Here is a 23,684-nt window from a genome sequence, read left to right as displayed (position 1 = left end):
GCCATGACCACGATCCTGCTCGCCGACGACGAGGAACTGGTCCGCCTCGGCATCAGGGCCGTCCTGGAGGCGCAGCCCGACCTGACGGTGGTCGGCGAGGCAGCGGACGGCGCCGAGGCCCTCGCGCTCGCCCGGTCGCTGCGCCCGGACGTGGTGCTCATGGACGTCCGGATGCCGGTGCTGGACGGCCTGGCGGCCACCCGCGAACTGCTGCGCCCGGGGCCGCCGGGGGAGCGGCCGCCCAAGATCCTCGTCGTCACCACCTTCGAGAACGACGACTACGTCTACGAGGCGCTGCGCGCCGGGGCGGACGGCTTCCTGCTCAAGCGCTCCCGGCCCGCCGAAATCGCCCACGCCGTACGGCTGGTGGCGTCGGGCGAGTCGCTGCTGTTCCCGGCCGCGATCCGGCGGCTGTCGGCCGGGCACGGCAATCCGCAGGCTCGGGCCGCGATGGCCCGGGCGGCCCTGACCGAGCGCGAGGCGGAGGTGCTGCGGCTGGTCGCGGGCGGCCTGAGCAACGGAGAGATCGCCGAGCGGCTGTTCCTCGGCGTGCAGACGGTGAAGACGCACGTGAGCAGCGTGCTGGGCAAGCTCGGCGCCCGGGACCGCACGCAGGCGGTGATCGCCGCGTACGAGTCGGGCTTCGTCGGGCCCTCGGTGGACTGAGGTGCCGCCTGCCGCCTGCCTGCGGACGGCGGACGGGTAACAGCTGACAGGGAACAGATGTCAGCGAACAGCGAACAGATTTCAATCGACAGCGAACAGATGACAGATTTCGTCAGCTGTGATCCGTTCGCTGTTTTCTGTGATCTGTTCGCCGCCGCGCCACCCGTCACGCCGGGTACGCGTGCGTCTGCGTCGCCTTCACCGAGGCCCAGACCTCCACCCCCGGCGCCAGCCGCAGGTCCGCGACCGACGCCGCCGTGAGGTCGGCGGCCATCGGCAGCGGGCCGGTGAGGTCGGCGCGCACCTGGTCGCCGTGGAGGTCGAGGCCGGTGACCTCGGCCCGCCACAGGTTGCGGGCGCTGGTCTGCGGCCGTTCCCGGTAGAGGGTGACGGCGGAGGGCGGGAAGGCGACGAACGCGGGGCCGGTCAGGTCCTCCGTGGTGGCGAGCACCGTGCCGTCCTGCAACGTGACCTGCGCCCCCTCGGCGACGCCCTGGTACAGGTTGAGGCCCACCAGTCGGGCGATGTAGTCGGTGCGCGGCCGCCGCGCGATCTCCGACGGGCTGCCGGACTGCACCTCGCGCCCGCCCTCGATCACCACCAGCCGGTCGGCCAGCACCATCGCGTCCAGCGGGTCGTGCGTCACCAGCACCGCCACCGCCTCGAACTCGGCGAGGTGGCGCCGCAGTTCGGCCCGTACGTCCAGGCGGGTGCGGGCGTCCAGGGCGGCCAGCGGCTCGTCGAGCAGCAGCAGTCGGGGCCGCACCGCCAGCGCCCGGGCGAGCGCGACCCGCTGCGCCTGCCCGCCGGAGAGCCGCCCGGGCCGGACGGAGGCGTGCCCGGAGAGGCCGAGGCGCTCCAGCCAGGCCGCCGCCTCCGCCCGGGCCTCGCGCTTGGGCCGCCCCTGGCAGCGCGGCCCGAAGGCGACGTTGTCGAGGGCGCTGAGGTGCGGGAACAGCAGGTAGTCCTGGAACACGACCCCGACCGGCCGTTCTTCCGCGGGCACGCGCAGTCGCCGTGCGGGGGCCTCCAGCAGCCGCCCGTCCAGGCTGAGGTTCCCCCCGGTGAGGGGGAGCAGCCCGGCGAGGGCGCGCAGCGCGGTGGACTTGCCCGCCCCGTTGGGCCCGAGCAGCGCCACCACCTCCCCGGGCGAGGCGGTGAGCGCGAGGTCCAGGGTGAAGGCGGGCCGCTCCACCACCAGCCGGGCGTCCAGCGCGGCCGGGGCCGGCAGGTCCGACACGGCGGGGGACGAGGCGCTCATCCGGTTGCTCCTCGGGGACGTCGGGGGCGTCTGGCGTGTCTGGCGTGTCTGGCGTGTCTGGTGTGTCTGGTGTGTGTCCGGGGCGTCACGGCGTGGACAGCCAGCGGTCGCGCAGCCCGACCAGCACGGCGACGGAGACCACCAGCAGCACCAGCGACAGCGCGATCGCGGCCTGCGGGTCGGACTCCATGGCGAGGTACACCGCCAGCGGCATGGTCTGGGTGCGGCCGGGGAAGTTCCCGGCGAAGGTGATCGTCGCCCCGAACTCGCCGAGCGCCCGGGCCCAGGCGAGGACGGCGCCGGCGGCGATCCCGGGGGCGATCAGCGGCAGGGTGACGCGCCGGAAGGCGGTCAGCCGCGAGGCGCCCAGGGTCGCGGCGGCCTCCTCGTAGCGCGGGTCGGCGGCCCGCAGCGCGCCCTCGACGCTGATCACCAGGAACGGCATCGCCACGAACGCCTCGGCGATCACGACCCCGGCGGTGGTGAAGGGCAGGGTGATGCCGAACGCCGAGTCCAGCCAGGAGCCGACGATCCCGCGCCGCCCGAGGACGAGCAGCAGCGCGACGCCGCCGACCACCGGCGGCAGCACCAGCGGCAGGGTGACGAGCGCCCGTACGAGCCGCCGGCCCGGCAGTTCGGTGCGGGCGAGCAGCCAGGCCAGCGGCACGCCGAGGACGAGCGAGACCGCCGTGGCGGCCGTGGCGCTGACCAGCGACAGCCGCAGGGCCTCCCAGACGGCGGCGCTGGTGAGCTGCTCGGACAATCCGCTCCACGGCGCCCGGACCAGCAGTCCGGCCAGCGGCAGGATCAGGAACGCGAGCCCGAGCAGCGCCGGGAGCAGCAGCGCCACCGGGGCACGGGACCGGCGCGGACGCCGCCCCGGCAGCCCCCGCGGGCGCCCCGCGACGTCGTCCGCGGTGCCGCTCCCGGTGCCGTTCCCGGGGCCGCCGTCCGTACGGGGCTTCACGGCGCCTGGAAGCCCGCCGCGGTCAGCACCTGCTGGGCCTCGGGCGAGGTGATGTACGCGACGAAGGCGGCGGCGCCGTTCTTGTTGGGGGCCTTGGCGAGCGCCGCGATCGGGTAGTCGTTGACGGCCTTGGCGGCCTCGGGGAAGTCCACGCCGTCGATCTTCGCAGCATCGGCCTTCACGTCGGTCTTGTACACCAGCGAGGCGTCGACCTCGCCGAGTTCGACCTTGGTGAGGGCGCCCTTGACGTCCTGCTCCAGGGTGACGGGGGTGAGCTGGAGGTCGGCGGCCTTGAGCGCGGTGAGGGCGGCGGCGCCGCAGGGCACCTCCTTCGCGCAGAGGGCGACCTTCACGCCGGGGGCGGTGAGGTCCTTGAGCCCGGCCACGTGCTTGGGGTTGCCCTTGGGCACGGCGATGGTGAGCGTGTTCTTGACGAAGGTGGTGGCCTGGCCGCCGGCGCCGCCCGCGTCGGTGACGGTCTTCATGGTGGCGGGGCTGGCGGCGGCGAACACGTCCGCCGGGGCGCCGGAGTTGATGCTGGTGGCGAGGCTGGAGCTGCCGCCGAAGTTGAAGGTGACCTTGCTGCCGGGGTTGGCCGCCTCGAACTTCTTGCCGAGGTCGGTGAAGGTCTCCTTGAGCGAGGCGGCGGCGAACACCGTGACCGTGCCGCTGGCCTTCGCGGGCCCGCTCGCGGCCGGCGTCGACGACGAGGAGGCCGAAGAGGAGGACGACGACGAGGACGACGAGCCGCAGGCGGCCGCCCCGAGGCCGAGGGCGAGGACGGCGGAGCAGGCCACGACGAGCCGGCGGGCGGGCGTACGGGCAGGCGTACGGGCGGGCGTACGGGCAGGCGTACGGGCGGGCGTGCGGGTGCTCATCGGGGCTTCCCCTCCAGGGCGCGCGCCGGAAGGGGCGCGGACGGCGACGCCGCGGCTGCGGCCTTGTCGGCGATCATAGTGCCGCACCTGCGAGCGAATAGTCCCCTGTCACATCGCACAGGCGAGGGTGGAGGCCGCCGCATTCCCGCCTGTCGGAAGGCTCAAACCGGCCCGCCCGCCACCGCTCCTCCACGGGAAATTGCCTCGCGCCGGGCGCCCCGGCCAGCGAGAGTGTGCGCAGCCCGTACATCCGTACCGGCGCCCGTACGCACGAACGGTCGTGCCGTGCACGGACGATCCGTCACGGCCGAGCCCTAGGGGAGGAGTCCGTCCCATGTCCACGCTTCGCGTCACCGCCGAGAAGCTGATCGTCCTGGAGCACCCGAACGCCGATGCCCTGGAGCTCGCGCAGGTCGGGCTGTACCGGGCCGTGGTGGCCAAGGGCGCGTACCGCACGGGCGACTACGCCGTCTACATCCCCGAACAGTCCGTCCTCCCGGACGGGTTGATCGAGGAGCTGGGGCTAACGGGCAGGCTGGCCGGCTCCGGGGCCAACCGCGTCAAGGCGGTACGGCTGCGCGGCGAGCTCTCCCAGGGCATCGTCTGCCGGCCCGCCGCCCTGGCCGGTGCGGACCTGGAGGCCGCCGCCGAGAGCGGCGAGGACTTCGCCGAGCGGCTCGGCGTGGTCAAGTGGCAGCCGCCGGTGCCGGTGTCGATGAGCGGGGAGGCCGTCAGCGCCCCCGACCTGCTGCCCTGGGTCGACATCGAGAACCTCAAGCGCTACCCGGACGTCTTCGAGCCGGGCGAGCCGGTCGTGGTCACCGAGAAGCTGCACGGCAGCTGCTGCCTCGTCACGTACACCGCCGCCACCGGTGAGGTGCAGGTCTCCTCCAAGGGGATCGGCGCGCAGGGGCTGGCGCTGGTCGAGTCGGAGCGCAACCTCTACTGGCGCGCCGTCCGCGCCCACGGCATACCCGAGGTCGCGGCCCGGCTGGCCGAGCGCCTGGGCGCCGAGCGGGTCGGGATCTTCGGCGAGGTCTTCGGCGACGGCGTGCAGGACCTCACCTACGGCGCCACCGGGCGCGGGGACGTGCCCGGGTACGCGGCCTTCGACGTCTCGGTCGTCGTCGACGGGCGGCTGACCTGGCTGGACGCCGCCGAACTGCTGGACGGGCACGTGCCGTTGGTGCCCGAGCTGTGGCGCGGCCCGTTCGACCGGGAGGCGGTGATGGCCCTGGCCGACGGCAGGGAGGCCCACTCCGGCCGCGAACTCCACCTGCGCGAGGGCGTCGTGGTCCGCCCGGTGACGGAGCGCTGGAGCCCGCTGCTGGGCACGCGGGCCATCGCCAAGGTGGTCAGCGACGCGTACCTGACGCGCAAGGGCGGCACCGAGTACGAGTAGGGCGGCAGCGGGCGGAAGGCGTCGGGAGGCGTCGGGAGGGGTGCGGCGGGCGTTCCCGCACCCCTTCCGGTCGTGACTACCCGTCAGTACGGTGATGGTCGGACCGCCCGCGTTCAAGGAGTGCCGATGACCACCGCCGCCGCCGTGCCCGGACCGGCCGGAAACCTGCTGCTCGGCTCGCTGACCGACCTCGTCAACCGACCGCTGCGCACCTACCTCGCCGCCCGTCGCGACCACGGGGACGTGGTGCGCTTCCGCGTCGGCCCGCCCGGCCTGGGCGTGGAGTTCTACGCCGTGTTCTCCCCCGAGGGGGCGCAGCAGGTGCTCGGCTCCGAGGCCGCCAACTTCCGCAAGGAGAACGCCTTCTACGAGGAGCTGCGGCTCTCCCTCGGCAACGGCCTGCTGACCAGCCAGGACGAGGACTACCAGCGCCAGCGCCGGCTGATCCAGCCGCTGTTCACCCGCCGCCGGGTGGACGGCTACGCCGAGGCCGTCGCGCAGGAGGCGGGGGCGCTCGGCGAGCGGTGGCGGGCCGCGCCCGGCGGGGTGGTGGACGCGGCGGAGGAGATGTCGCGCTTCGCCCTGCGGGCGGTGGCGCGCATCCTGTTCGGCGCCGACGTGGAGGCGGCCGTGCCCGTGGTGCGCGACAACTTCCCGGCGCTCGGGCGGTACATGCAGGAGCGCGGCTTCGCGCCCGTCCGGGTGCCGCGCTCCTGGCCGACGCCCTCCAACCGCCGGGGCCTCGCGGCGCAGCGGGCGCTGTACGAGGTCTGCGACCGGGTGGTCGCCCAGCGGGCCGCGCGCGGCGGCGCCGGCGAGGACGCGGGCGACCTGCTGTCCCTGCTGGAGCTGGCCCGGGGCGAGGACGGCGAGCAGTTGGACCGGGCCGAACTGCGCGAGCAGGCGCTGGTGTTCCTGCTCGCCGGGCACGAGACCACCGCGACCTCGCTGGCCTTCGCCCTGCACCTGCTGGCCCTGCACCCGCACCACCGCAAGCTCGCCCGGGAGGAGGCGGAATCGGTGCTCGCCGGACGGGTGCCGACGGCGGCCGACCTGGACCGCCTGCCGTACCTGACCCGGGTGCTCAAGGAGGCGATGCGGCTCTACCCGGCGGCGACGCTGATCGGGCGCCGGGCCGTGGCGGGGACGGTCATCGACGGGTACGCGATCCCGGCGGGCGCCCAGGTCCTCGTCGCGCCGCTGGTGACCCACCGGCACCCGGACCACTGGGAGGAGCCCGAGCGCTTCGACCCGGACCGCTTCCTGCCCGAGCGGGAGAAGGCCCGGCACCGCTACGCCTGGTTCCCCTTCGGCGGCGGCCCCCGGGCGTGCATCGGCCAGCACTTCTCGATGCTGGAGGCGGTGCTCACCCTCGCCGTGCTGCTGCGGGACTTCGAACTGGAGGCGGTGGACGAGCGGGTGGCGCTCGGCCAGGGCATCACGCTGCAGGTGACGAGCCCGATGCGGCTGCGGGTCAGGCCGCGCGGGGCCGCGGGCGCCGAGGCGGGCACAGGACCGGTCCATTCGAACACACCGGACCCGACCCGCGGGTAGCTTTTCAGATCTTCGGGCGATCAATTCCGGCCCCTCGATAGCGTCCCACGCACCCCGGGCCAGGCGTGCACATGCACCTGGCATATGACGGCCCGCCAGCCGTCCGCCCGGCCCGGGGAGCCCGGGCGCACCGCGTACCGCCCCGGGCCCGACCGGTCGACCGGAGGTCCGATGGGCACCCTCAACCACGTCAGCCTCGGCTGGCTGACGCCCGCGCTCTCGTACGTCATGGCCTGCGCCGGCGCCGCCCTGGGCCTGCGCTGCACCCTGCGCGGCCTCGCCGCGGGCGGCGCCGCCCGCCGCAACTGGCTGCTCACGGCCGCCGCCGCGATCGGCTCCGGCATCTGGACGATGCACTTCGTCGCGATGTTCGGCTTCAGCGTCGACGGCACCGAACTGCGCTACAACGTGCCGCTGACCGTCCTGAGCCTGGTCGTCGCCGTACTGGTCACCGGCCTGGGCCTGACCGTGGTCTGCTACGGGAGCCACCGCGGGCTGTCCCTGCTCGCCGGGGGCGTCACCACGGGCCTGGGCGTCGCCGCGATGCACTACCTCGGCATGGCGGCCGTGCGGATGCACGGCGGGCTGCACTACGACGCCGGGACCGTCGCGCTCTCCGTCCTCGTCGCCGTTGGCGCCGCCACCGCCGCGCTCTGGGCCGCCGTCACCATCCGCAACGTGTACGCGGCGGCCGCCGCCTCGCTGGCCATGGGCATCGCCGTCACCTGCATGCACTACACCGGCATGGCCGCCGTCCACGTCCGGCTCGACCCCCGGCGCACCGGCCTCGGCGGGGCCAGCCCGATGGAGTTCGTCTTCCCGCTCGCCGTCGGCCTCGGCTCCTTCCTCTTCCTCGCCTCCGCCTTCGTCGCGCTCTCCCCGACCGCCCAGGAGCGGGCCGGCTACCGGGAGGTCGGCGAACTGGCCATCGAGGAGTTCCCCGAGGGGCCCGTACGCCACGGGGCGCGCCCCGTACCCGGGCACGCGCCCGTCCGCGCGCCCGGCGCGGAGGGGGACCACGAGCCCGTACGGCAGCACCGCGCGGCCTGACCCGGCCCCGCCCGAAAACCCGCCCGAAGCCGGCCCGAGTGCGGCTCAGAACTGGCCCGAACCCGCCTGAATCAGCCCGAATCCGCCCGAAAGGCTGCTCACCCATGCGAGAAGACCGTGGTCACGCCCCCGGCGCGCGCCGGGGTGCCCACGCCGGGCCGCCGGCGCGCCCGCCCCGCCCGGGCCCCTGGCTTCGCCGCCTGCGCCCCCGGTCGGTGCGCGCCCGGATCATCGCCCTGCTGATGGTGCCGGTGGTCTCCGTGATCGGCCTGTGGGGGTTCGCCACCGTCACCACCGCCCAGGGCGTCTGGGACCTGCTGCGCCAGCGCGACGCCCAGCGCGCCGTCCTCACGCCGCTCGCCGACACCGTCGCCGGGCTCCAGGCCGAACGCGCCGCCGCCGGGCAGCTCCTGGCCGCCGCCCCGGGCACCCCCACCGCCGCCCGCGAGGGAGACCTGCGCACCGCCGCAGCCGCCACCGACCGCGCCTGGGCCCCGCTCTTCCCCGACCCCGGCCACCCCGCCCGGGGCTACAACCGCGCCGACGCCCAGGACCTCGGCGCCGAAGCCGCCTCCCGGCTGGACGCCCTCGCCGGCCCGCTGGCCGCCCTGCCCGAACTGCGCGCCCGCGTCCTGGCCCGGGGCGTCGGCTGGCCCGAGGCGTACGCCGCGTACGGGCAGGCGGTGGACCGGGCGCTCGCCGCCTCCTCCGCCGTCGCCACGGGCCTCGGCGGCGGCGCCGGGGGCGGCGGCCTCGACCTGAGGGCGCCGCTCGACCTCGCCCGCTCCGGCGAACTGCTCGCCCGCGAGGACGCGCTGCTGCGCGCCGCCCAGCTCTCCGGCACGCTCGGCGACGACCAGTGGCGGGAGTTCGCCGGCGCCGCCTTCGCCCGGCGGGAGCTCCAAGTGCCCGACGCCGCACCGGAGTCCGCCGCGCACGAGTTGGCCGCACCGGAGTCCGTCACGCAGGAGTCCGTCACGCAGGAGTCCGCCGCGCAGGACCAGGACCGCCGCGACCTCGCCGCCTACGAGGACAGGGTGCGCACCGCGCCCGACGCCCGCGCCGCGCTCGCCGCCGTGCCCGCCGACCGCTGGGCGCAGGCGGCCCGGAGCACCGCCCGGACGCTGCGCGCCGCCCAGGACCGGGCCGGCCGCCTCGCCGCCGAGAGCCGCGACCCGTACGCCCTGGGCCTGTTCACCCCGGCCGGGATCGCCGTGCTGCTGGGCCTGCTCGCCGTCGTCGCCTCGCTGGTGATCTCGGTGTGGATCGGGCGCGGCCTCGTCACCGAGCTGATCGGCCTGCGCAACTCCGCCCTCGACCTCGCCGGGCGCAAACTCCCAGCCACCATACGGAGGTTGAGGGCCGGGGAGGAGGTGGACGTCGAGGCGGAGGCGCCCCGGCCGGCGGCCGTCCCCGCCGGGGGAGGCGACGAGATCGGCCAGGTGCACCGGGCGCTGGGCACCGTGCAGCGCGCCGCCGTCACCGCCGCCGTCGAGCGGGCCGAGGTGCTGTCCGGCGTCTCCGGGGTGTTCGTCAACCTCGCCCGCCGCAGCCAGGTGCTGGTGCACCGCCAGCTCACCCTGCTGGACTCGATGGAGCGCCGCACCGAGGACCCGTCCGAACTCGCCGACCTGTTCCGGCTCGACCACCTCACCACCCGGATGCGCCGCCACGCCGAGGGCCTGATCATCCTCTCCGGCGCCGCCCCCGGCCGGGCCTGGCGCCGGCCCGTCCCGCTGGTGGACGTGGTGCGCGCGGCCGTCTCCGAGGTCGAGGAGTACGCGCGGGTCGAGGTGCACCCGATGCCGCGCGCCGCCGTCGCGGGCCACGCCGTCGCCGACCTCACCCACCTGGTCGCCGAACTCGTCGAGAACGCCACCGGGTTCTCCCCGCCGCACACCCGCGTCCACGTGCGCGGCGAGCGGGTCGGCAACGGCTACGCGCTGGAGATCGAGGACCGGGGCCTGGGCATGGGCGCCGCCGCCCTGGCCGACGCCAACCACCGCATCGCCGCCGCCGAGCAGTCCGACCTGTTCGACAGCGACCGGCTGGGCCTGTTCGTGGTCAGCCGCCTCGCCCGGCGGCACGACGTCAGGGTCTCGCTGGTGCCCTCCGCGTACGGCGGCACCACGGCCGTCGTCCTGCTGCCCGTCGGCCTGCTGGCCGGTGAGGGCGCGCCCGCGCCCCGACGGGAGGATCCCGTCGAGGAGTTGGAGATCGAGGAGTGGGGCATCGGGGCGGTGGCGCCCGGACGGGCCGCGCGGATCCCGGCGGTCCCGGAAGCCCCGGCAGTCCTGGAAGCCCCGGCAGTCCCGGAGCCCCCGGCAGTCCTGGCGTACCCGCCGCCCGCGGGCCCGCCGGTGGCGGGCGGGCCTCCGCCCCAGGAGGCGCGGGCGGCACTGCTGCCCTTCGAGGGGCGGACGGCCGCGCCCCACCGCTCCCCGGGGGAGGGCGGCCCGGGCAGCGCCGCGCGTCCGCCGGTCGGGGCCGGCCCCGGTCCCGACCCCGACGGGGAGGAACTGCCGCGCCGCGTCCGCCAGGCCAGCCTCGCGCCGCAGCTGCGGGCCGCCCCCGAACCGCCGCAGCCGCCGAGAGCGCGCGGCGCCGCCGAAGCCGCCCCGGTCGGCGCGGGCGAGCGCAGCCCGGAGGAGGCGCGGGCCGCGATGGCCGCCTTCCAGGCCGGGTGGGCGCGCGGCTCACAACCCCTCGGCGGCATCCGGCCGCCTCGCCGGACGGCGGCCGGACACCCGGGCGACCGGCCGGGCGGCGAGCGCCACCTGCCACCGCACCGACCCGAAGGAGAGACAACGTGATCGGTACCACCCACCGTGCGGGCGAGCTGAACTGGCTCCTCGACGAGCTGGTCCAGCGCGCCCCGGAGGTCCGCTTCGCCGTGATGCTCTCCGCGGACGGCCTGGCCATCGGCACCTCCGCCGGCCTCCAGCGCGAGGACGGCGACCACCTGGCCGCCGTCGCCTCCGGCTTCCACAGCCTCGCCAAGGGCGCCGGCCGCCACTTCGGCGCGGGCGAGGTGCGCCAGACCATGGTCGAGCTGGAGGGCGGCTACCTGCTGGTCGCCGCCGCCGGGGAGGGCACCTGCCTGGCGGTGTTCACCACCGCCCGCGCCGACCTCGGCCTGATCGCCTACGAGATGGCCAGGATGGTGCGCCGCGTCGGCGAGCACCTGGGCACCGCACCGCGCGCGGTGCACGGAGCGTGAGCCCGGTGCACCGCCCGTACCAGCGCCGCCCCGAGGACCCGCGCGCCGACCCGGGCGGCGCGCGGGGCCCGGGCACGCCCCCCGGCGCGCCGGGCGCCGAGCCGCGCAACCCCCTCGCCGCCGCCCACCGCGCCCGCTGGTACGACGAGGAGGCCGGGCCCCTGGTGCGCCCGTACGCCGTCACCGGAGGGCGCACCGGCGAGGGGCGGCGCTTCGACCTGATCGCCCTGGTGGTCACCGAGCAGCCCGACCCGCTGCTCGCCCCGGCCGGCGCCGAGCAGCCGAGCGGCCCGGAGCAGGCCCGCATCCTCGACCTGTGCCGGGGCGCGCCGCTGTCCGTGGCCGAACTCGCCGCCGACCTCGACCTGCCGGTCGGCGTGGTGCGGGTGCTCCTCGGCGACCTGCTGGCGGCCGGGCTGATCCGGGTCAACCGCCCCGTCCCGCCCGCCCTGCTCCCCGACGAGCGCATCCTCCAGGAGGTCGTCCATGGACTCCGCGCACTCTGACCCCCGGCCCCTCGACCCCGACGACCTCTTCGACCCCGACGAGGACGGCGAGGACGGTCCGGACACCGCCGTGCTCGCCCTCAAGATCCTCGTCGCGGGCGGCTTCGGGGTCGGCAAGACGACGCTGGTCGGCGCCGTCAGCGAGATCCGCCCGCTGCGCACCGAGGAGCGGCTCACCGAGGCCGGGCGCGACGTGGACGACCTGGACGGCGTGGAGCGCAAGACCACCACCACGGTGGCCATGGACTTCGGCCGGATCACCATCCGCGAGGGCCTGTCCGTCTACCTCTTCGGCACTCCCGGCCAGGACCGCTTCTGGTTCCTCTGGGACGAGTTGGCGCAGGGCGCGCTCGGCGCCGTCGTGCTCGCCGACACCCGGCGGCTGACGGACTGCTTCCCCGCCGTCGACTTCTTCGAGCACCGGGGCATCCCGTTCGTCGTCGCGGTGAACCGTTTCGCCGGGACGCGCGAGTACGGCCCCGAGGACGTCGCCCGCGCCCTGGACCTGGACGCCGCCACGCCCGTCCTGCTCTGCGACGCGCGGCGGCGCGCCTCGGGCAAGGAGGTGCTGATCAACCTGGTCGAGCACGCCGGGCGGGTGCACGCGGCCCGGCTGCTCGCCGACGCGTAGGGGCCGTTCCCCGCACCCGGGCCGGTCAGCCGCGGGTCTGGAAGACGATCCTCGTCCAGCTGGAGCCCGGGCAGTTGCCCCACACGTCCCAGGCCTCGGGCCGCGCGCCGATCCACAGGCCCACGGTGTTGGTGCCGTCGGCACAGTAGGTGATGGTGCGCAGCTCGCCCGAGTAGACGTTGCAGTAGCCCTCCCAGCGCCAGCCGTAGTCGGCCGTGATGACGCAGTGGTAGGAGGCGGCGGCGACCTCGGGCGAGGCCCCGATCGTGCCGGGGGTGACGGTCTGGTCGGCGGTGGTCCGCTCGACGGCGGGCGCGGCGGTGGCGGGCAGGGTGGTCGTCCCCAGCACACCGAGCGCGGCCGTGGCGGCCATCCCGAGGGTGGCGAGCTTCCTGGTGATGCAGCCTCGCATGGCGGTTCTCCTCTTCACTCTCACTCAGCGGACGCCCCGGCCCCCGAACTCCCGCTCCCCGAGCGGCCGGTGACGTATTGCACACGAATGACTGCGGAAAGTGAGACGACGAACTATCATGTGAGCTGCGTCACATCACCGTGCGCGGGCCCAACCGGGCGTTCGGGGCGCCGAATTCCAGGGAGGGCGGCATGGCCGATTGCGGCGGCGGACACGGGAAGGACTTCGACCGGGTGTTCGTCGAACTGCTGCCGAGGCTCCACCGGGCCGCGGCCACGCTCACCGGCAGCCCGCTCGCCGCCGGCGACGTCGTCCACGACGCGTACCTGAGGATCGCCCGCAGGCCCGAGCGCTTCCTCGACCACCCGCAGCCGTACGCCTACGCGTTCACCACCATGGCCAACATCCTGCGCGACCAGTGGCGCCGCGAACGCCGCCGGGCGCCGCTGCCGGAGACGGCGGAGCGCGAGGCCGCGGGCCGCGAGGCGCCGCCCGGCCCGGTGGCCGAACTGCAGGCGCGCTGGGAGGTGGTGCGGCTGCTGGGCTGCCTGACGGACAAGCAGGCCCGGGCGGTGGCCCTGGTCGACCTCGACGGCTACAGCGTCGACGAGGCCGCCGACATCCTCGGCCTCCACCGCAGCACCCTCGCCGTCACCCGCCGCCGCGCCCACGGCCGCCTCCGGGCGCTCCTCGCCCGCGAGCGCGAACGCGGCGGGGGGTGAGGGGCGGTGCGGGAGGGGTGCGGCGCGGGAGGGGTGCGGTCACGGGGCGGCTCCCGGGTGGTGGGGCCGGGAGCCGCCTTACTTCCGGGTTGCCCGGCGTCGGGTGGGGCAGGGGCCTCGACGCACCGATTCGGCGGGGAGTCGGCTGATGGGTCGTCACGGCCCGTACATTTGCGAATCGTGATCACGGACGAGGACCACCGCCTGCGTGCCCTGGCCGACGACGGCCGTTGGCCCGAGCTGCTGGCCGCCTACCGGCAGGGGCGGGCGGCCGCCGTGGAGCGGGCGGGGGAGGCGACGGCGGCGGGGCTGGCGGCGCCGCTCGGGCACCTGATCGCGTACTCGGCGCCGCCGGAGGTGGCGGCGCGGCTGTTCGACGCGGACGGCGGGCCGGGGTCCGCCGCCACCGTCGGGGACCACGACGCCGGGCCGCTGTGGGAGGTGCTGGCGACGCGGCACTCCTGGCTGCGGCTGTCCCCGCTGCTGGGCCCGGCGCCGGTGCGGCACCTGGTCGCGCACACCCGGGTGCTGCTCGGCGAGGACCTCTCCCACGGCGGCCTCTCCTGCGCCGGCCGTCCGTCCGGCGGCTCCGCGCCCGAGGACCGTTCGTCCGGCGAACGATCGCCCGGAGACCGACCACCCGCCGCCGACGGCGTCCCGCTGCGGCTGGAGCCCTGGGAGGCGGCCGGGTGGGAGGAGGGGGCGCGGGTGCGGGAGTACCTGCCGCGCGGCGGGGCGCGCAGTGCGCTGCTGACGCTGCCCGCCGACCGGGAGGGCCTGGTGGCCGTCGAGCTGCCGGAGCCCGTCGAGCGGCTGGGCGGGCAGCGGGCGCACCGGGCGACGGCTGCGACGGCGGCGCTGGCCGCTCTCGCGCCGTGGGCGGAGGCGGTGTGCGTCCGGGGCCCGGCCCCGCTGGCGGCGGCGCGGCTGGCAGGGTGCCGCAGGGTCACCGGCGGCTACCTGCCGTTCGCGCTGGTCTACCCGGCGCTGGTGCAGGCCGCCGCGGGCGGCAGGGCGCGGGGTTCGGCGCACGGGCGCCTCGCGGTGTGGCGGGCGCTGGCCGCGATGGCGGGGGCGGCGCGGCCGGGCGGGCCGGAGGCGGCCGCGCTGGTGGCCCGGATGCGCTGCTTCACCTGGCTGGAGCCGGCGGAGGGGCTGCGCCACCTGCACGTCGCACTGGAGGATCCGGCGAGCGGGGTGGCCTGGGGCCTCAGCGGGTCCGAGGAACTGTAGGCAGCACGGGAACCCCCGGTCCGGCGGCGGGCCGGACCGGGGGAGCAGGGGGGAGGGTCAGGCGGCCACGGGGGCGGCGCCGACCGGGGCGGCGGACGGCTGCTCCTCGCCCGTACCCGTACCGCTCGCCGCGTCGACGAGCGTCTGCTCGTCGAACGGGAGCTCGCCGGCCAGCACCCGGGCGGCGCGCTCCGCGTCCAGTTCGCCCGTCCAGCGCCCGATCAGCACGGTGGCGACGGCGTTGCCCGCGAAGTTGGTGAGCGCCCGGGCCTCGGACATGAAGCGGTCGATGCCGACGATCAGCCCGACGCCGTCCACCAGGGCCGGCTTGTGCGACTGGAGGCCGCCCGCGAGGGTGGCGAGCCCGGCGCCGGTGACGCCGGCCGCGCCCTTGCTGGCGATCACCATGAAGACCAGCAGCGACAGCTGCTCGCCGAGGCCCATCGGCTTGTCCATCGCCTCGGAGATGAAGATCGAGGACATCGTCAGGTAGATCGCGGTGCCGTCGAGGTTGAAGCTGTAGCCGGTCGGCACGGTGATGCCGACGACCGGGCGGCTGACGCCCAGGTGCTCCATCTTGGCGATGAGCCGGGGCAGCGCGCTCTCGGAGGAGGAGGTGGACAGGATGAGCAGGAACTCCCGGCCGAGGTACTTCAGCAGGGCGAACACGTTGATCCCGGCGACCAGGCGCAGCAGCGCGCCCAGCACCACCACGACGAACAGCGCGCAGGTCAGGTAGAAGCCGACCATGATCACGGCGAGGCTCTTGAGCGCGGCGGTGCCGGTGGCCCCGACCACGGCGGCCATCGCGCCGAAGGCGCCGACCGGGGCGACCCACATGATCATCGACATGACCCGGAAGACCAGCTTCTGCACGTGCTCGACGCCGCGCAGCACGGGCGCGCCCGCCGGGCCCATCGCCTGGAGGCCGAAGCCGACCAGCAGGGCGACGAGCAGGGTCTGGAGCACCTTGCCCTCGGTGAGGGAGGACAGCAGGGTGGTGGGGATCATCCCGAGCAGGAAGTCGGCGGTGGACTGCGCGCCGCCGGCCGCCGCCTGGGCGTGGCCGGACTTGGCGAGGGCGGCGGTCAGGTGCAGTCCGCCGCCGGGCTCCAGCAGGTTGCCGACGAGCAGGCCGATGGCGAGGGCGACCGTGGACATCACCAGGAAGTAGCCGAGGGCGAGGCCGCCGACCCGGCCGACCTTGGCGGCCTTGGTGACGGAGCCGATGCCCAGCACGATGGTGCAGAAGATGACCGGGCTGATCATCATCTTGATCAGGTTGACGAAGCCCGTGCCGACCGGCTTCAGGTCCACCGCGAAGCCGGGGGCGGCGAGCCCGACCACCACGCCCGCGACCACGGCGGCGATCACCGCGAGGTAGAGGTAGTGGGTGCGGTCCTTGCGTCTCGGCGCGCCCGCCGGGGCGGCTGCGGTGTTCGTCATCTGCGGCTCCCTTGCCGTGCAGTCCTGGCGGCCCGTGGGGGAGGGCCGCTCCGACTATGCGGGCCTGGGTGACGCAGGTCACGTTTGCGTTCATAAAGTTCTTCAGCCCGGTGCGGCCCGGCGCCGCCCGACGGGGCCGGGATCGCGAGCGAAGGGGCGCGACCGGCCGGGGCGGGGCGCGCGCACCGTGGTGCACACTGGCAGGCATGTCCGAGCGCCCCGCCCCAGCACCCCCGCGCCGCCGGCGCCTGCCGCGCCGGCTGGTCCGCAGCCTGGCCGGGCAGCTGTTCGTGGTGCAGGTGGTGATCGTCGCCGCCGTGGTCGCGGGCGGCGCCGTGCTCGCGTACCTGTTCACCGCCGACCGCACCGAGGGCGCCGCCCGCCGCGAGGTGACGGCCGTCGCGCACGCCGTCGCCGACGCGCCGACCGTGCGCGAGGCCGTCGCCGGGCCGGACCCGACGGCCGTCCTCCAGCCGTACGCCGAGCGGGTGCGTGCCGGCAGCGGCGTCTCCTTCATCACCGTCATGGACACCACCGGGCTGCGCTGGACCCACCCGAGGCCCGAGGAGATCGGCCGCCGCTACCTCGGCCACATCGACCGGGCGCTCGCCGGGCAGACCGCCAGCGAGACGTACACCGGCACGCTCGGCCCGTCCGTGCGGGTGGTCACCCCGGTGCTGGACGGGCAGGGGCGGGTGGTCGCCCTCGTCAGCGTCGGCATCACGCTCGACTCCATCTCCGAGCAGCTCAGCGGCCCGCTGCTCGCCCTGGTCGCCGTCGCGGTGGCCGCGCTCGCGCTCGGCGGCCTCGGCACCTACCTCGCCAACTCCCGCCTGCGGCGCCACACCCACGGCATGGGGCCGGACGAGCTCAGCCACCTCTACGAGTACCACCAGGCCACCCTGCACTCGGTGCGCGAGGGCCTCGTCCTGCTCGACCGTGACCACGCCGTGGTGCTCTGCAACGACGCCGCCCGCGAACTGCTCGGCCTCGAAGGTGAGTTGAACGGGCGCCCGCTCGGCTCCCTCGGCCTGCCCGAGGCCCTGACGGCGGCCGTCCTGGGCGCCGGGGCCGTCCGCGACGAGGTGCACCTGACCGCCGAGCGGGTCGTCGTGCTCAACACCTCCACCATCGGCACCGGCCTCGGCCGCGTCGTCACCCTGCGCGACCACACCGAACTCCAGTCCCTCAGCGGCGAACTGGACTCCGTGCGCGGCTTCACCGAGGCGCTCGGCGCCCAGGCCCACGAGGCCGCCAACCGGCTTCACGCCGTCGTCTCCCTGATCGAACTCGGCCGCCACGAACAGGCGGTGGAGTTCGCCACCGCCGAACTCGAACTCGCCCAGCAGCTCACCGACCGCGTCGTCGCGGCCGTCGCCGAACCCGTGCTCGCCGCCCTGCTGCTCGGCAAGGCGGCCCAAGCGGCGGAGCGCGGCGTGGAGTTGACCCTCACCGAGGACAGCCGCATCGACGACGGGGTCCTCCCGCCCGGGCTCAGCCCGCGCGACCTCATCACCGTGCTCGGCAACCTGATCGACAACGCCGTGGACGCCGCCGTCGCCGGCACCGCCCACAGCCCGCAGCCGCCCGAGGTCACCGTCACCGCCCGCGTCGAGCCGGACGCCTCGGGGGGCTCCCTGTTCCTGCGCGTCGCCGACACCGGTGCCGGCATCGACCCGCAGGCCGTGCGCGACGTCTTCCGCCGCGGCTGGAGCACCAAGCAGGACGGCCACGGGCACGGCCTCGGCCTCGCCCTCGTCGCCCAGGCGGCCCGGCGCAACGGCGGCACCGTCGAGGTCGGCCGCGAGCGCGGCGCGGTGCTCACCGTACGGCTGCCGCTGGCCGGCCGGGCCCGCGAGCGGGCGGGGGCGCCGGCGTGAGCGCGGCCGGCATCTCCGTCCTGGTCGTCGAGGACGACCCGGTGGCCGCCGCCGCCCACACCCTCTACGTGGAGCGCGAACCCGGCTTCCACGCCGCCGCCACCGTGCACAGCTGCGCCGACGCGCTGCGCTTCCTGGAGCGCGCCCGCGCCGACGGCCGGCCCGTCGACCTGGTCCTCCTCGATCTCTACCTCCCGGACGGCCACGGGCTGCAGCTGTGCCGCACCCTGCGCACCGCCGGGCACACCGGCGACGTCATCGCCGTGACCTCGGCGCGCGACCTCGCCATGGTCCGCCAGGCCGTCTCCGCCGGGGTGGTGCAGTACCTGCTGAAGCCGTTCAGCGCCGCCGCCCTGCACGACCGGCTGGAGCGCTACGCCCGCTACCGCGCCAGCCTCGGGCGCACCGGGGAGGCCGTCGGCCAGGACGAGGTCGACCAGGCGCTCGCGCTGCTGCGCACCCCCGAGCGCAGCACCCTGCCGAAGGGGCTGAGCGCGCCGACCCTGGAGACCGTGGCCGCGGTGCTGCGCGAGGCGGCCGCCGGGCTGTCGGCCGCGGCGGCGGGGGCGGCGGCCGGGGTGTCCCGGATCACCGCGCGGCGCTACCTGGAGCACCTGGTGGACACCGGGCGGGCGGTGCGCGAGCCGCAGTACGGCAGCGTCGGGCGGCCGGAGCTGTGCTACCGGTGGACTGGGCGGGCCTGACCGCTGGGCGGGACGGGGGCGGGCCCGGCCGTGTCCCTTCGGGCCGGGGCTCGTTAGCAGATCCGGGGAGCGGCGTCGGGCCCTGTTCACCCGCACGGGTGGTTCTCCCGGACCCCGGGGCATCCGGCCAGGTCAGGGCCAGTAAAGTTAGGCTTACCTAACTTCTTCTGGGGGTTCGTCATGTCGCTCGCCGCCGTACCCGCCGCCCGGGCAGCCTCGGGCTCCGGCCCCGGAGAGGCCGTCCTGCGCCGCCAGCGCGTGCGCGAGTCCGCCGCCCGCACCTACGCGCGGTCCTTCCCGATCGTCCCCGTCCGCGCCCACGGCATGACCGTCGAGGGCGCGGACGGGCGCCGCTACCTCGACTGCCTCTCCGGCGCCGGGACCCTGGCGCTCGGCCACAACCACCCCGTGGTGCTGGAGGCCATCCGCCGCACCCTCGACAGCGGCGCCCCGCTCCACCTCCTCGACCTCGCCACCGCCGAGAAGGACGACTTCACCGGCGCCCTGTTCGAGAGCCTGCCCGCCGCCTTCGCCGCCCGCGCCAAGGTCCACTTCTGCGGCCCCGCCGGGACGGACGCCGTCGAGGCCGCGCTCAAGCTCATGCAGACCGCCACCGGCCGCTCCGGCGCCCTCGCCTTCACCGGCGCCTACCACGGCATGACCGCCGGGGCCCTCGCGCTCACCGGCAACGTCGCCGTCAAGGAGCCGCTGCCCGGCGGCCGCGACGTCGTGCGCCTGCCCTACCCGTACGGCTACCGCTGCCCGTTCGGCGTCGGCGGCGAGGCCGGGGCGGAGCTGTCCGCGACGTACGTCGAGCGGCTGCTCGACGACCCCTCCGGCGGGGTGGTCACCCCGGCCGCGATGGTGCTGGAGGCCGTCCAGGGTGAGGGCGGCGTCGTGCCCGCGCCCGACGACTGGCTGCGCGCCATGCGGCGCATCACCGCCGAGCGCGGCATCCCGCTGATCGTCGACGAGGTCCAGACCGGCGTCGGGCGCACCGGGGCGATGTGGGCCGTCGAGCACAGCGGGGTGATGCCCGACGCGATGGTGCTCTCCAAGGCCATCGGCGGCAGCCTGCCGCTCGCCGTGGTCGTCTACCGCGAGGACTACGACGTCTGGCGGCCCGGTGCCCACACCGGCACCTTCCGCGGCAACACCCTCGCCATGGCCGCCGGGGCTGCCACCCTGCGCCATGTCGCCGCGCACGGGCTCGCCGGGCGGGCCGCCGTCGTCGGCGCGCGCATGATGGACCAACTGCGCTCCCTCGCCGGGGAGTTGCCCGTCATCGGGGACGTCCGCGGGCGCGGGCTGATGATCGGCGTCGAACTCGTCGACCCCGCGGCCGAACCCGACGCCTGCGGCGCCCGGCCCGCCGACCCGGCGCTGGCCGTACGGGTGCGCGAGGCCTGCCTGGAGCGCGGGCTGATCGTCGAACTCGGCGGGCGGCACGACGCGGTGCTGCGGCTGCTGCCCCCGCTCACCATCACCGACGAGCAGGCGCAGGCCGTCCTCGACCGGCTCGCCGACGCCCTCGCAGCCGCCTCGGCCGCTTCCTCCGCCACGGCCTCCCGGTGACCGGCTCCCTCCCCCGACCGCCCGGCGAGGGCGCCCCGTTGGACGCCCTCGCCGGCGGCGCGGCCGGGCCCGGCGCGCTCGCCCCGCTGCTCGCCTCCGTGCTCGACGCGATGGAGGCCGGCACCGCCCTGCGCGCCGGGCCGCTGCCCGCCGGCAGCCCCGCCGAGATCGCCGCGCTCGTCGCCGACGCCCTCGCCGGCGCGGGCGGACGCGGCGCGCTCGCCCGGCTCGTCGAACTCCTCGCCTACGGCGCCGCCGACCCCGCCGACCCGGCCTGCGCCGCCCACCTGCACTGCCCGCCGCTGGCCGTCGCCACCGCCGCCGACCTCGCTGTGAGCGCCCTCAACCCCTCCCAGGACTCCTGGGACCAGGCGCCCGCCGCCACCGCCCTGGAGACCTCGCTCCTGGCCGAACTCGCCGGACTCGTCGGCTACGACCCGCAGCGCGCCGCCGGGGTCCTCACCTCCGGCGGCACCGAGTCCAACCTGATGGGGCTGATGCTGGCGAGGGACCAGAAGCTGGACGGCGTCGTCGAGTTGGACGGCGTCCCGGCGGGCGTGCGGCCCTGCATCCTCGCCTCCGAGGCCGCCCACTTCTCCGTCCAGCGCTCCGCGGCCCTGCTCGGACTGGGCGAGCGCGCCGTCGTCCCCGTCCCCGTGGACGCGCAACTACGCATGATCGAAGGCGAGTTGGAGCGCTGCCTGGCCGAGGCCGGCTGGGCCGGGCGCACCCCGATCGCCGTCGTCGCCACCGCCGGCACCACCGACACCGGCGCCGTCGACCCGCTGCACGCCGCCGCCGACCTCGCCGGGCGCTACGGCGCCTGGCTGCACGTCGACGCCGCGTACGGGGGCGGGGCGCTGCTCTCCGACCGGCTCGCCCCGCTGCTGGACGGAATCGCCCGCGCCGACTCCGTCTCCCTCGACTGGCACAAGCTCGGCTGGCAGCCCGCCGCCGCCGGGGTCTTCCTCGTCCGGCGCACCGAGACGTACGTCTCCCTCGCCCGGCGGGCCGAGTACCTCAACCCCGTCGACGACGAGCAGGCCGGCTACCCCAGCCTGCTCGGACGCTCGCTGCGCACCACCCGTCGGGCCGACGCCTTCAAACTCGCCGTCACCCTGCGGACGTTGGGGCGCGAGGGGCTCGGGCGGCTGGTCGACGCCTGCCACGACCTCGCGCTCGCCGCCGCCGCGGCCGTACGCGCCGAGCCGCTGCTCGAACTGCACGCCGAGCCGGTGCTCACGGCCCTGCTCTTCCGCTACCGGCCGCCGGGGCTCGGGGAGGAGGAGATCGACGAACTCAACGGGCGGCTGCGGCGGTTGCTGCTGCGCTCGGGGCGGGCGGTGGTCGGGCGCACCGAGCTCCCGGGGGAGGGGCCGGGGCGGGTGCGCCTCAAGCTGACGCTGCTCAACCCGCACACCACGGCGGGCGAGGTGGGGGCGCTGCTGCGGGAGGTGGTGGGGGCGGGGCGGACGGTCGCGGGGGAGCGGGCGGGGTGAGGGCCCGCGCCGCCCGCGGGGGGCACCGCGCGGTGACGTTCACCGCGCCGTGACGTTCACCGCGCCATGAGGTTCACCGCGCCATGAGGTGGGAGCGGACGAGCTCCCAGGCGGCCGGGTCGGCGGCGACCAGCAGGCCGTCCTCGCAGCCGGGGGCCTCGGGCCGGTAGGGGGCGCCGTCCAGGCGGGCGGAGACGCCGCCGGCCTCGGTGATCAGCAGGGAGCCGGGGGCGTGGTCCCAGGGGAGGGTGCGCCAGTAGAGGGCGAAGTCGCCGTGGCCGTCCGCGATGTCGGGGTACTCGATGCCGCAGGCGTGGCGGCCGACGCCCACCTCGCCGAAGGCGGCGCTGTTGGCCTCCAGGCGGCTGCGGTGCTCGGGGGTGACGTAGCGGCTCTTGACGATGCCGGTGAGCTTGCGGGCGTCGGTGGGCGCGGGCGGGCGGACGAGGCGCTCGCCGTCGCGCCAGGCGCCGGAGCCGAGTTCGGCGGTGTACGAGGTCGCGGTGGCCGGCTGCCAGATCCAGGAGGCGACGGTCGTCCCGGTGCGCACCAGCGAGCACATCACGGCGTACTCGGGGCGGCCGGCGACGAAGTTCGCGGTGCCGTCCACCGGGTCGACCAGCCAGACGGCGGGCTCGGAGTGCAGGGCCTCGCTGAGGGAGGGGTCGGCGGCCACGGCCTCCTCGCCGACGACCGGGACGGGCAGCAGCTCGCGCAGCCGCCGGGCGATGATCACCTCGGCCTCGCGGTCGGCGACCGTCACCAGCTCGCCGGGCGCCTTCTCCATCACCTCGCCCGCCGCCAGCGCGCGGAAACGCGGCTCCACGACCTCGGCCGACGCCTCGGCGAGTATCTCCGCCACCTTGTCCATCAGCACGCTCGTGCTCCCTTCGCCGGGTACCACTGTCCCACGAGTGGGCGGAGGGGGAGTGGGCGGAGGGGAAACAGATGACAGCGAACAGATTTCATCATCTGTTCGCTGTCATCTGTTATCCGTCAGTCGTCATCTGTTTTCCGTCACCTGTCACCTGTCAGCGCCCGGCCGCCCGGCCGCCCGCCGCCCGCGACCCGCTACTTCGGCGCGTCCACGCCCGCCGCCTTGGCGATGTCCACGAGCATCGCGTCCGCCGCCTGCACGCCGATGCCCGACATCCAGGTCTCGTCCGGCACGGTGAACACCTTGCCGCCCTTGACGGCGTTCAGGCCCTGCCAGACCGGGGTCTGCTGGACCTCGCTCTCCTTGGTCTTGGACGGGTCGTCGGCGGAGGTGACGAACAGCAGGTCGGCGTCGGCCTGGCCGATCTGCTCGGCGGAGATCTCGATGATGTTCTTGTCCACGTCCTGCGAGGCCGGGCGGGCCAGGCCGACGTCCTTGAGCACCACACCGCTGTACGAGGCCTTGCCGTACACCCGGGTCGGCCCGGCCACGAAGCGGACCACCGAGGCGGTCGGCATCGTCCCGCCGTTCTTCGCCTTGATCTCCTCGCCCAGCTTCTTCGCCCGCGCCTCGTAGTCGGCCATCGCCTTCTTCGCCTCGTCCTCCTTGCCGAGCGCCTGGGCGTACAGCGCGAGGTTCTCCTTCCACGGGAACCCGGTGGTCTCCGCCAGGACGGTCGGCGCGATCGCGTTCAGCTGGTCGTACACCTTGGCGTGGCGGACCTTGGAGGACAGGATCAGGTCGGGCTTGAGGGAGGCGATCAGCTCCAGGTTCGGCTCGTTCATCGGGCCGACGTCCTTCGTCCCGTCCACCTTGTCCTTGAGGTACGCCGGGAACCCGCCGTTGGTCTTCATGTGCGGGGACACCGCGCCCACCGGCGTGATGCCCAGCAGCGTGACGTCGTCCAGCTCCCCGCTGTCCAGCACCACGACCCGCTTGGGCTGCGCCTTGATCGAGGCCGTCCCGGCGGCGTGCGTGACGCTGCGCGGGAAGCCCGCGGAGGCGGAGCCGGCGGAGGCGGAGGAGCCCTCGCCGGAGGCGGTGCCGCCGCCGCTTCCGCAGGCGGTGAGCAGGGTGGTCGAGAGGGCGAGGGCGAGGACGGCGACGGGCAGTCGGCGGTTCATCGGGTTCCTAGCGTCGG

21 protein-coding genes are annotated in these 23,684 nt (G+C 75.7%); 14 read left to right on the top strand and 7 right to left on the bottom strand.

Translation table 11 applies throughout. From position 1 onward, the window contains the following. Nucleotides 1-3: 3 nt before the first annotated feature. Nucleotides 4-666, top strand: coding sequence for a response regulator (locus ACIRRS_RS02550; RefSeq protein WP_402963794.1), 663 nt, complete (start codon nucleotides 4-6; stop codon nucleotides 664-666). A gap of 166 nt (nucleotides 667-832) precedes the next feature. Here the strand turns inward: ACIRRS_RS02550 and ACIRRS_RS02545 are convergent, their stop codons facing one another. The 3 genes from ACIRRS_RS02545 to modA form a co-directional block, all read right to left on the bottom strand. Continuing rightward, nucleotides 833-1,927 carry an ABC transporter ATP-binding protein gene (locus ACIRRS_RS02545; protein ID WP_402963791.1) on the bottom strand — a complete coding sequence of 365 codons (1,095 nt, stop codon included), beginning with the start codon at nucleotides 1,925-1,927 and terminating at the stop codon, nucleotides 833-835. Nucleotides 1,928-2,012: 85 nt separating this feature from the next. Next, entirely contained in the window at nucleotides 2,013-2,894 is an 882-nt protein-coding gene (locus tag ACIRRS_RS02540; protein WP_402963788.1) for an ABC transporter permease, read from the bottom strand. Next, the gene (gene modA, locus ACIRRS_RS02535; protein ID WP_402963785.1) at nucleotides 2,891-3,772 is read right to left on the bottom strand and encodes a molybdate ABC transporter substrate-binding protein; all 882 of its coding nucleotides are present in this window, start codon (nucleotides 3,770-3,772) and stop codon (nucleotides 2,891-2,893) included. The genes ACIRRS_RS02540 and modA overlap by 4 nt, the downstream gene beginning before the upstream one ends. Before the next feature lie 334 nt (nucleotides 3,773-4,106). On the opposite strand from modA, the gene ACIRRS_RS02530 reads away from it, so the two are divergent. The 7 genes from ACIRRS_RS02530 to ACIRRS_RS02500 all read left to right on the top strand — a co-directional run bounded on the left by ACIRRS_RS02530 (nucleotide 4,107) and on the right by ACIRRS_RS02500 (nucleotide 12,135). Next, on the top strand, nucleotides 4,107-5,174 hold the full coding sequence (locus ACIRRS_RS02530; protein ID WP_402963783.1) for an RNA ligase (ATP): 1,068 nt from the start codon (nucleotides 4,107-4,109) through the stop codon (nucleotides 5,172-5,174). Nucleotides 5,175-5,300: 126 nt separating this feature from the next. Next, nucleotides 5,301-6,728 (top strand): cytochrome P450, encoded by a 1,428-nt coding sequence (locus ACIRRS_RS02525; RefSeq protein WP_402963781.1) that lies wholly within the window; start codon nucleotides 5,301-5,303, stop codon nucleotides 6,726-6,728. A gap of 171 nt (nucleotides 6,729-6,899) precedes the next feature. After that, a complete protein-coding gene (locus ACIRRS_RS02520) occupies nucleotides 6,900-7,778 on the top strand; it encodes an MHYT domain-containing protein (protein ID WP_402963778.1) in 879 nt (292 codons plus the stop codon). A gap of 104 nt (nucleotides 7,779-7,882) precedes the next feature. Then, a complete protein-coding gene (locus ACIRRS_RS02515; protein WP_402963775.1) occupies nucleotides 7,883-10,591 on the top strand; it encodes a nitrate- and nitrite sensing domain-containing protein in 2,709 nt (902 codons plus the stop codon). Then, nucleotides 10,588-10,998, top strand: coding sequence for a roadblock/LC7 domain-containing protein (locus ACIRRS_RS02510; RefSeq protein WP_402963772.1), 411 nt, complete (start codon nucleotides 10,588-10,590; stop codon nucleotides 10,996-10,998). Before ACIRRS_RS02515 ends, ACIRRS_RS02510 begins: the two co-directional genes overlap by 4 nt. Continuing rightward, nucleotides 10,995-11,504 (top strand): DUF742 domain-containing protein, encoded by a 510-nt coding sequence (locus ACIRRS_RS02505; protein ID WP_402963769.1) that lies wholly within the window; start codon nucleotides 10,995-10,997, stop codon nucleotides 11,502-11,504. The genes ACIRRS_RS02510 and ACIRRS_RS02505 overlap by 4 nt, the downstream gene beginning before the upstream one ends. Beyond that, the gene (locus ACIRRS_RS02500) at nucleotides 11,485-12,135 is read left to right on the top strand and encodes a GTP-binding protein (RefSeq protein WP_402963766.1); all 651 of its coding nucleotides are present in this window, start codon (nucleotides 11,485-11,487) and stop codon (nucleotides 12,133-12,135) included. The genes ACIRRS_RS02505 and ACIRRS_RS02500 overlap by 20 nt, the downstream gene beginning before the upstream one ends. A gap of 25 nt (nucleotides 12,136-12,160) precedes the next feature. Here the strand turns inward: ACIRRS_RS02500 and ACIRRS_RS02495 are convergent, their stop codons facing one another. Then, nucleotides 12,161-12,547: a hypothetical protein gene (locus ACIRRS_RS02495; protein ID WP_402963763.1), complete on the bottom strand. Its 387-nt coding sequence runs from the start codon at nucleotides 12,545-12,547 to the stop codon at nucleotides 12,161-12,163. Between the two features lie 191 nt (nucleotides 12,548-12,738). Between ACIRRS_RS02495 and ACIRRS_RS02490 the strand changes: the two genes are divergently transcribed. Next, nucleotides 12,739-13,269 (top strand): RNA polymerase sigma factor, encoded by a 531-nt coding sequence (locus ACIRRS_RS02490; RefSeq protein WP_402963760.1) that lies wholly within the window; start codon nucleotides 12,739-12,741, stop codon nucleotides 13,267-13,269. A 180-nt stretch (nucleotides 13,270-13,449) separates the two neighbouring features. Beyond that, on the top strand, nucleotides 13,450-14,502 hold the full coding sequence (locus ACIRRS_RS02485; protein ID WP_402963757.1) for a hypothetical protein: 1,053 nt from the start codon (nucleotides 13,450-13,452) through the stop codon (nucleotides 14,500-14,502). A gap of 57 nt (nucleotides 14,503-14,559) precedes the next feature. Here the strand turns inward: ACIRRS_RS02485 and ACIRRS_RS02480 are convergent, their stop codons facing one another. Continuing rightward, on the bottom strand, nucleotides 14,560-15,948 hold the full coding sequence (locus tag ACIRRS_RS02480) for a cation:dicarboxylate symporter family transporter (protein WP_402963754.1): 1,389 nt from the start codon (nucleotides 15,946-15,948) through the stop codon (nucleotides 14,560-14,562). Nucleotides 15,949-16,154: 206 nt separating this feature from the next. Between ACIRRS_RS02480 and ACIRRS_RS02475 the strand changes: the two genes are divergently transcribed. The 4 genes from ACIRRS_RS02475 (at nucleotide 16,155) to ACIRRS_RS02460 (ending at nucleotide 21,606) form a co-directional block, all read left to right on the top strand. Next, a complete protein-coding gene (locus ACIRRS_RS02475; RefSeq protein ID WP_402963751.1) occupies nucleotides 16,155-17,828 on the top strand; it encodes an ATP-binding protein in 1,674 nt (557 codons plus the stop codon). Beyond that, nucleotides 17,825-18,532, top strand: a complete 708-nt coding sequence (locus ACIRRS_RS02470; RefSeq protein ID WP_402963748.1) for a response regulator — start codon at nucleotides 17,825-17,827, stop codon at nucleotides 18,530-18,532. The genes ACIRRS_RS02475 and ACIRRS_RS02470 overlap by 4 nt, the downstream gene beginning before the upstream one ends. Nucleotides 18,533-18,712: 180 nt before the next feature. After that, nucleotides 18,713-20,107 carry a diaminobutyrate--2-oxoglutarate transaminase gene (locus tag ACIRRS_RS02465; RefSeq protein WP_402963745.1) on the top strand — a complete coding sequence of 465 codons (1,395 nt, stop codon included), beginning with the start codon at nucleotides 18,713-18,715 and terminating at the stop codon, nucleotides 20,105-20,107. After that, on the top strand, nucleotides 20,104-21,606 hold the full coding sequence (locus ACIRRS_RS02460; RefSeq protein ID WP_402963742.1) for a pyridoxal phosphate-dependent decarboxylase family protein: 1,503 nt from the start codon (nucleotides 20,104-20,106) through the stop codon (nucleotides 21,604-21,606). Before ACIRRS_RS02465 ends, ACIRRS_RS02460 begins: the two co-directional genes overlap by 4 nt. Before the next feature lie 73 nt (nucleotides 21,607-21,679). Here ACIRRS_RS02460 and ACIRRS_RS02455 read toward each other — a convergent pair whose 3' ends face one another. Together ACIRRS_RS02455 and ACIRRS_RS02450 are read right to left on the bottom strand one after the other, a co-directional pair. Beyond that, a complete protein-coding gene (locus ACIRRS_RS02455; RefSeq protein ID WP_402964656.1) occupies nucleotides 21,680-22,477 on the bottom strand; it encodes an inositol monophosphatase family protein in 798 nt (265 codons plus the stop codon). Between the two features lie 200 nt (nucleotides 22,478-22,677). Further along, nucleotides 22,678-23,667 (bottom strand): ABC transporter substrate-binding protein, encoded by a 990-nt coding sequence (locus ACIRRS_RS02450; protein WP_402963739.1) that lies wholly within the window; start codon nucleotides 23,665-23,667, stop codon nucleotides 22,678-22,680. Nucleotides 23,668-23,684: the final 17 nt, after the last annotated feature.

It is taken from the genome of Kitasatospora sp. NPDC101183, assembly GCF_044767945.1.
GTDB lineage: Bacteria > Actinomycetota > Actinomycetes > Streptomycetales > Streptomycetaceae > Kitasatospora.
This window is presented reverse-complemented; position numbering and strand designations above follow the sequence as displayed.

Excerpts from the sequence above, each read along its gene's own strand:
- ACIRRS_RS02550 (WP_402963794.1), top strand. The coding sequence starts at position 4 with ATGACCACGATCCTGCTCGCCGACGACGAGGAACTGGTCCGCCTCGGC.
- ACIRRS_RS02545 (WP_402963791.1), bottom strand. The coding sequence starts at position 1,927 with ATGAGCGCCTCGTCCCCCGCCGTGTCGGACCTGCCGGCCCCGGCCGCG.
- modA (WP_402963785.1), bottom strand. The coding sequence starts at position 3,772 with ATGAGCACCCGCACGCCCGCCCGTACGCCTGCCCGTACGCCCGCCCGT.
- ACIRRS_RS02530 (WP_402963783.1), top strand. The coding sequence starts at position 4,107 with ATGTCCACGCTTCGCGTCACCGCCGAGAAGCTGATCGTCCTGGAGCAC.
- ACIRRS_RS02525 (WP_402963781.1), top strand. The coding sequence starts at position 5,301 with ATGACCACCGCCGCCGCCGTGCCCGGACCGGCCGGAAACCTGCTGCTC.
- ACIRRS_RS02520 (WP_402963778.1), top strand. The coding sequence starts at position 6,900 with ATGGGCACCCTCAACCACGTCAGCCTCGGCTGGCTGACGCCCGCGCTC.
- ACIRRS_RS02515 (WP_402963775.1), top strand. The coding sequence starts at position 7,883 with ATGCGAGAAGACCGTGGTCACGCCCCCGGCGCGCGCCGGGGTGCCCAC.
- ACIRRS_RS02500 (WP_402963766.1), top strand. The coding sequence starts at position 11,485 with ATGGACTCCGCGCACTCTGACCCCCGGCCCCTCGACCCCGACGACCTC.
- ACIRRS_RS02495 (WP_402963763.1), bottom strand. The coding sequence starts at position 12,547 with ATGCGAGGCTGCATCACCAGGAAGCTCGCCACCCTCGGGATGGCCGCC.
- ACIRRS_RS02490 (WP_402963760.1), top strand. The coding sequence starts at position 12,739 with ATGGCCGATTGCGGCGGCGGACACGGGAAGGACTTCGACCGGGTGTTC.
- ACIRRS_RS02480 (WP_402963754.1), bottom strand. The coding sequence starts at position 15,948 with ATGACGAACACCGCAGCCGCCCCGGCGGGCGCGCCGAGACGCAAGGAC.
- ACIRRS_RS02475 (WP_402963751.1), top strand. The coding sequence starts at position 16,155 with ATGTCCGAGCGCCCCGCCCCAGCACCCCCGCGCCGCCGGCGCCTGCCG.
- ACIRRS_RS02465 (WP_402963745.1), top strand. The coding sequence starts at position 18,713 with ATGTCGCTCGCCGCCGTACCCGCCGCCCGGGCAGCCTCGGGCTCCGGC.
- ACIRRS_RS02455 (WP_402964656.1), bottom strand. The coding sequence starts at position 22,477 with ATGGACAAGGTGGCGGAGATACTCGCCGAGGCGTCGGCCGAGGTCGTG.
- ACIRRS_RS02450 (WP_402963739.1), bottom strand. The coding sequence starts at position 23,667 with ATGAACCGCCGACTGCCCGTCGCCGTCCTCGCCCTCGCCCTCTCGACC.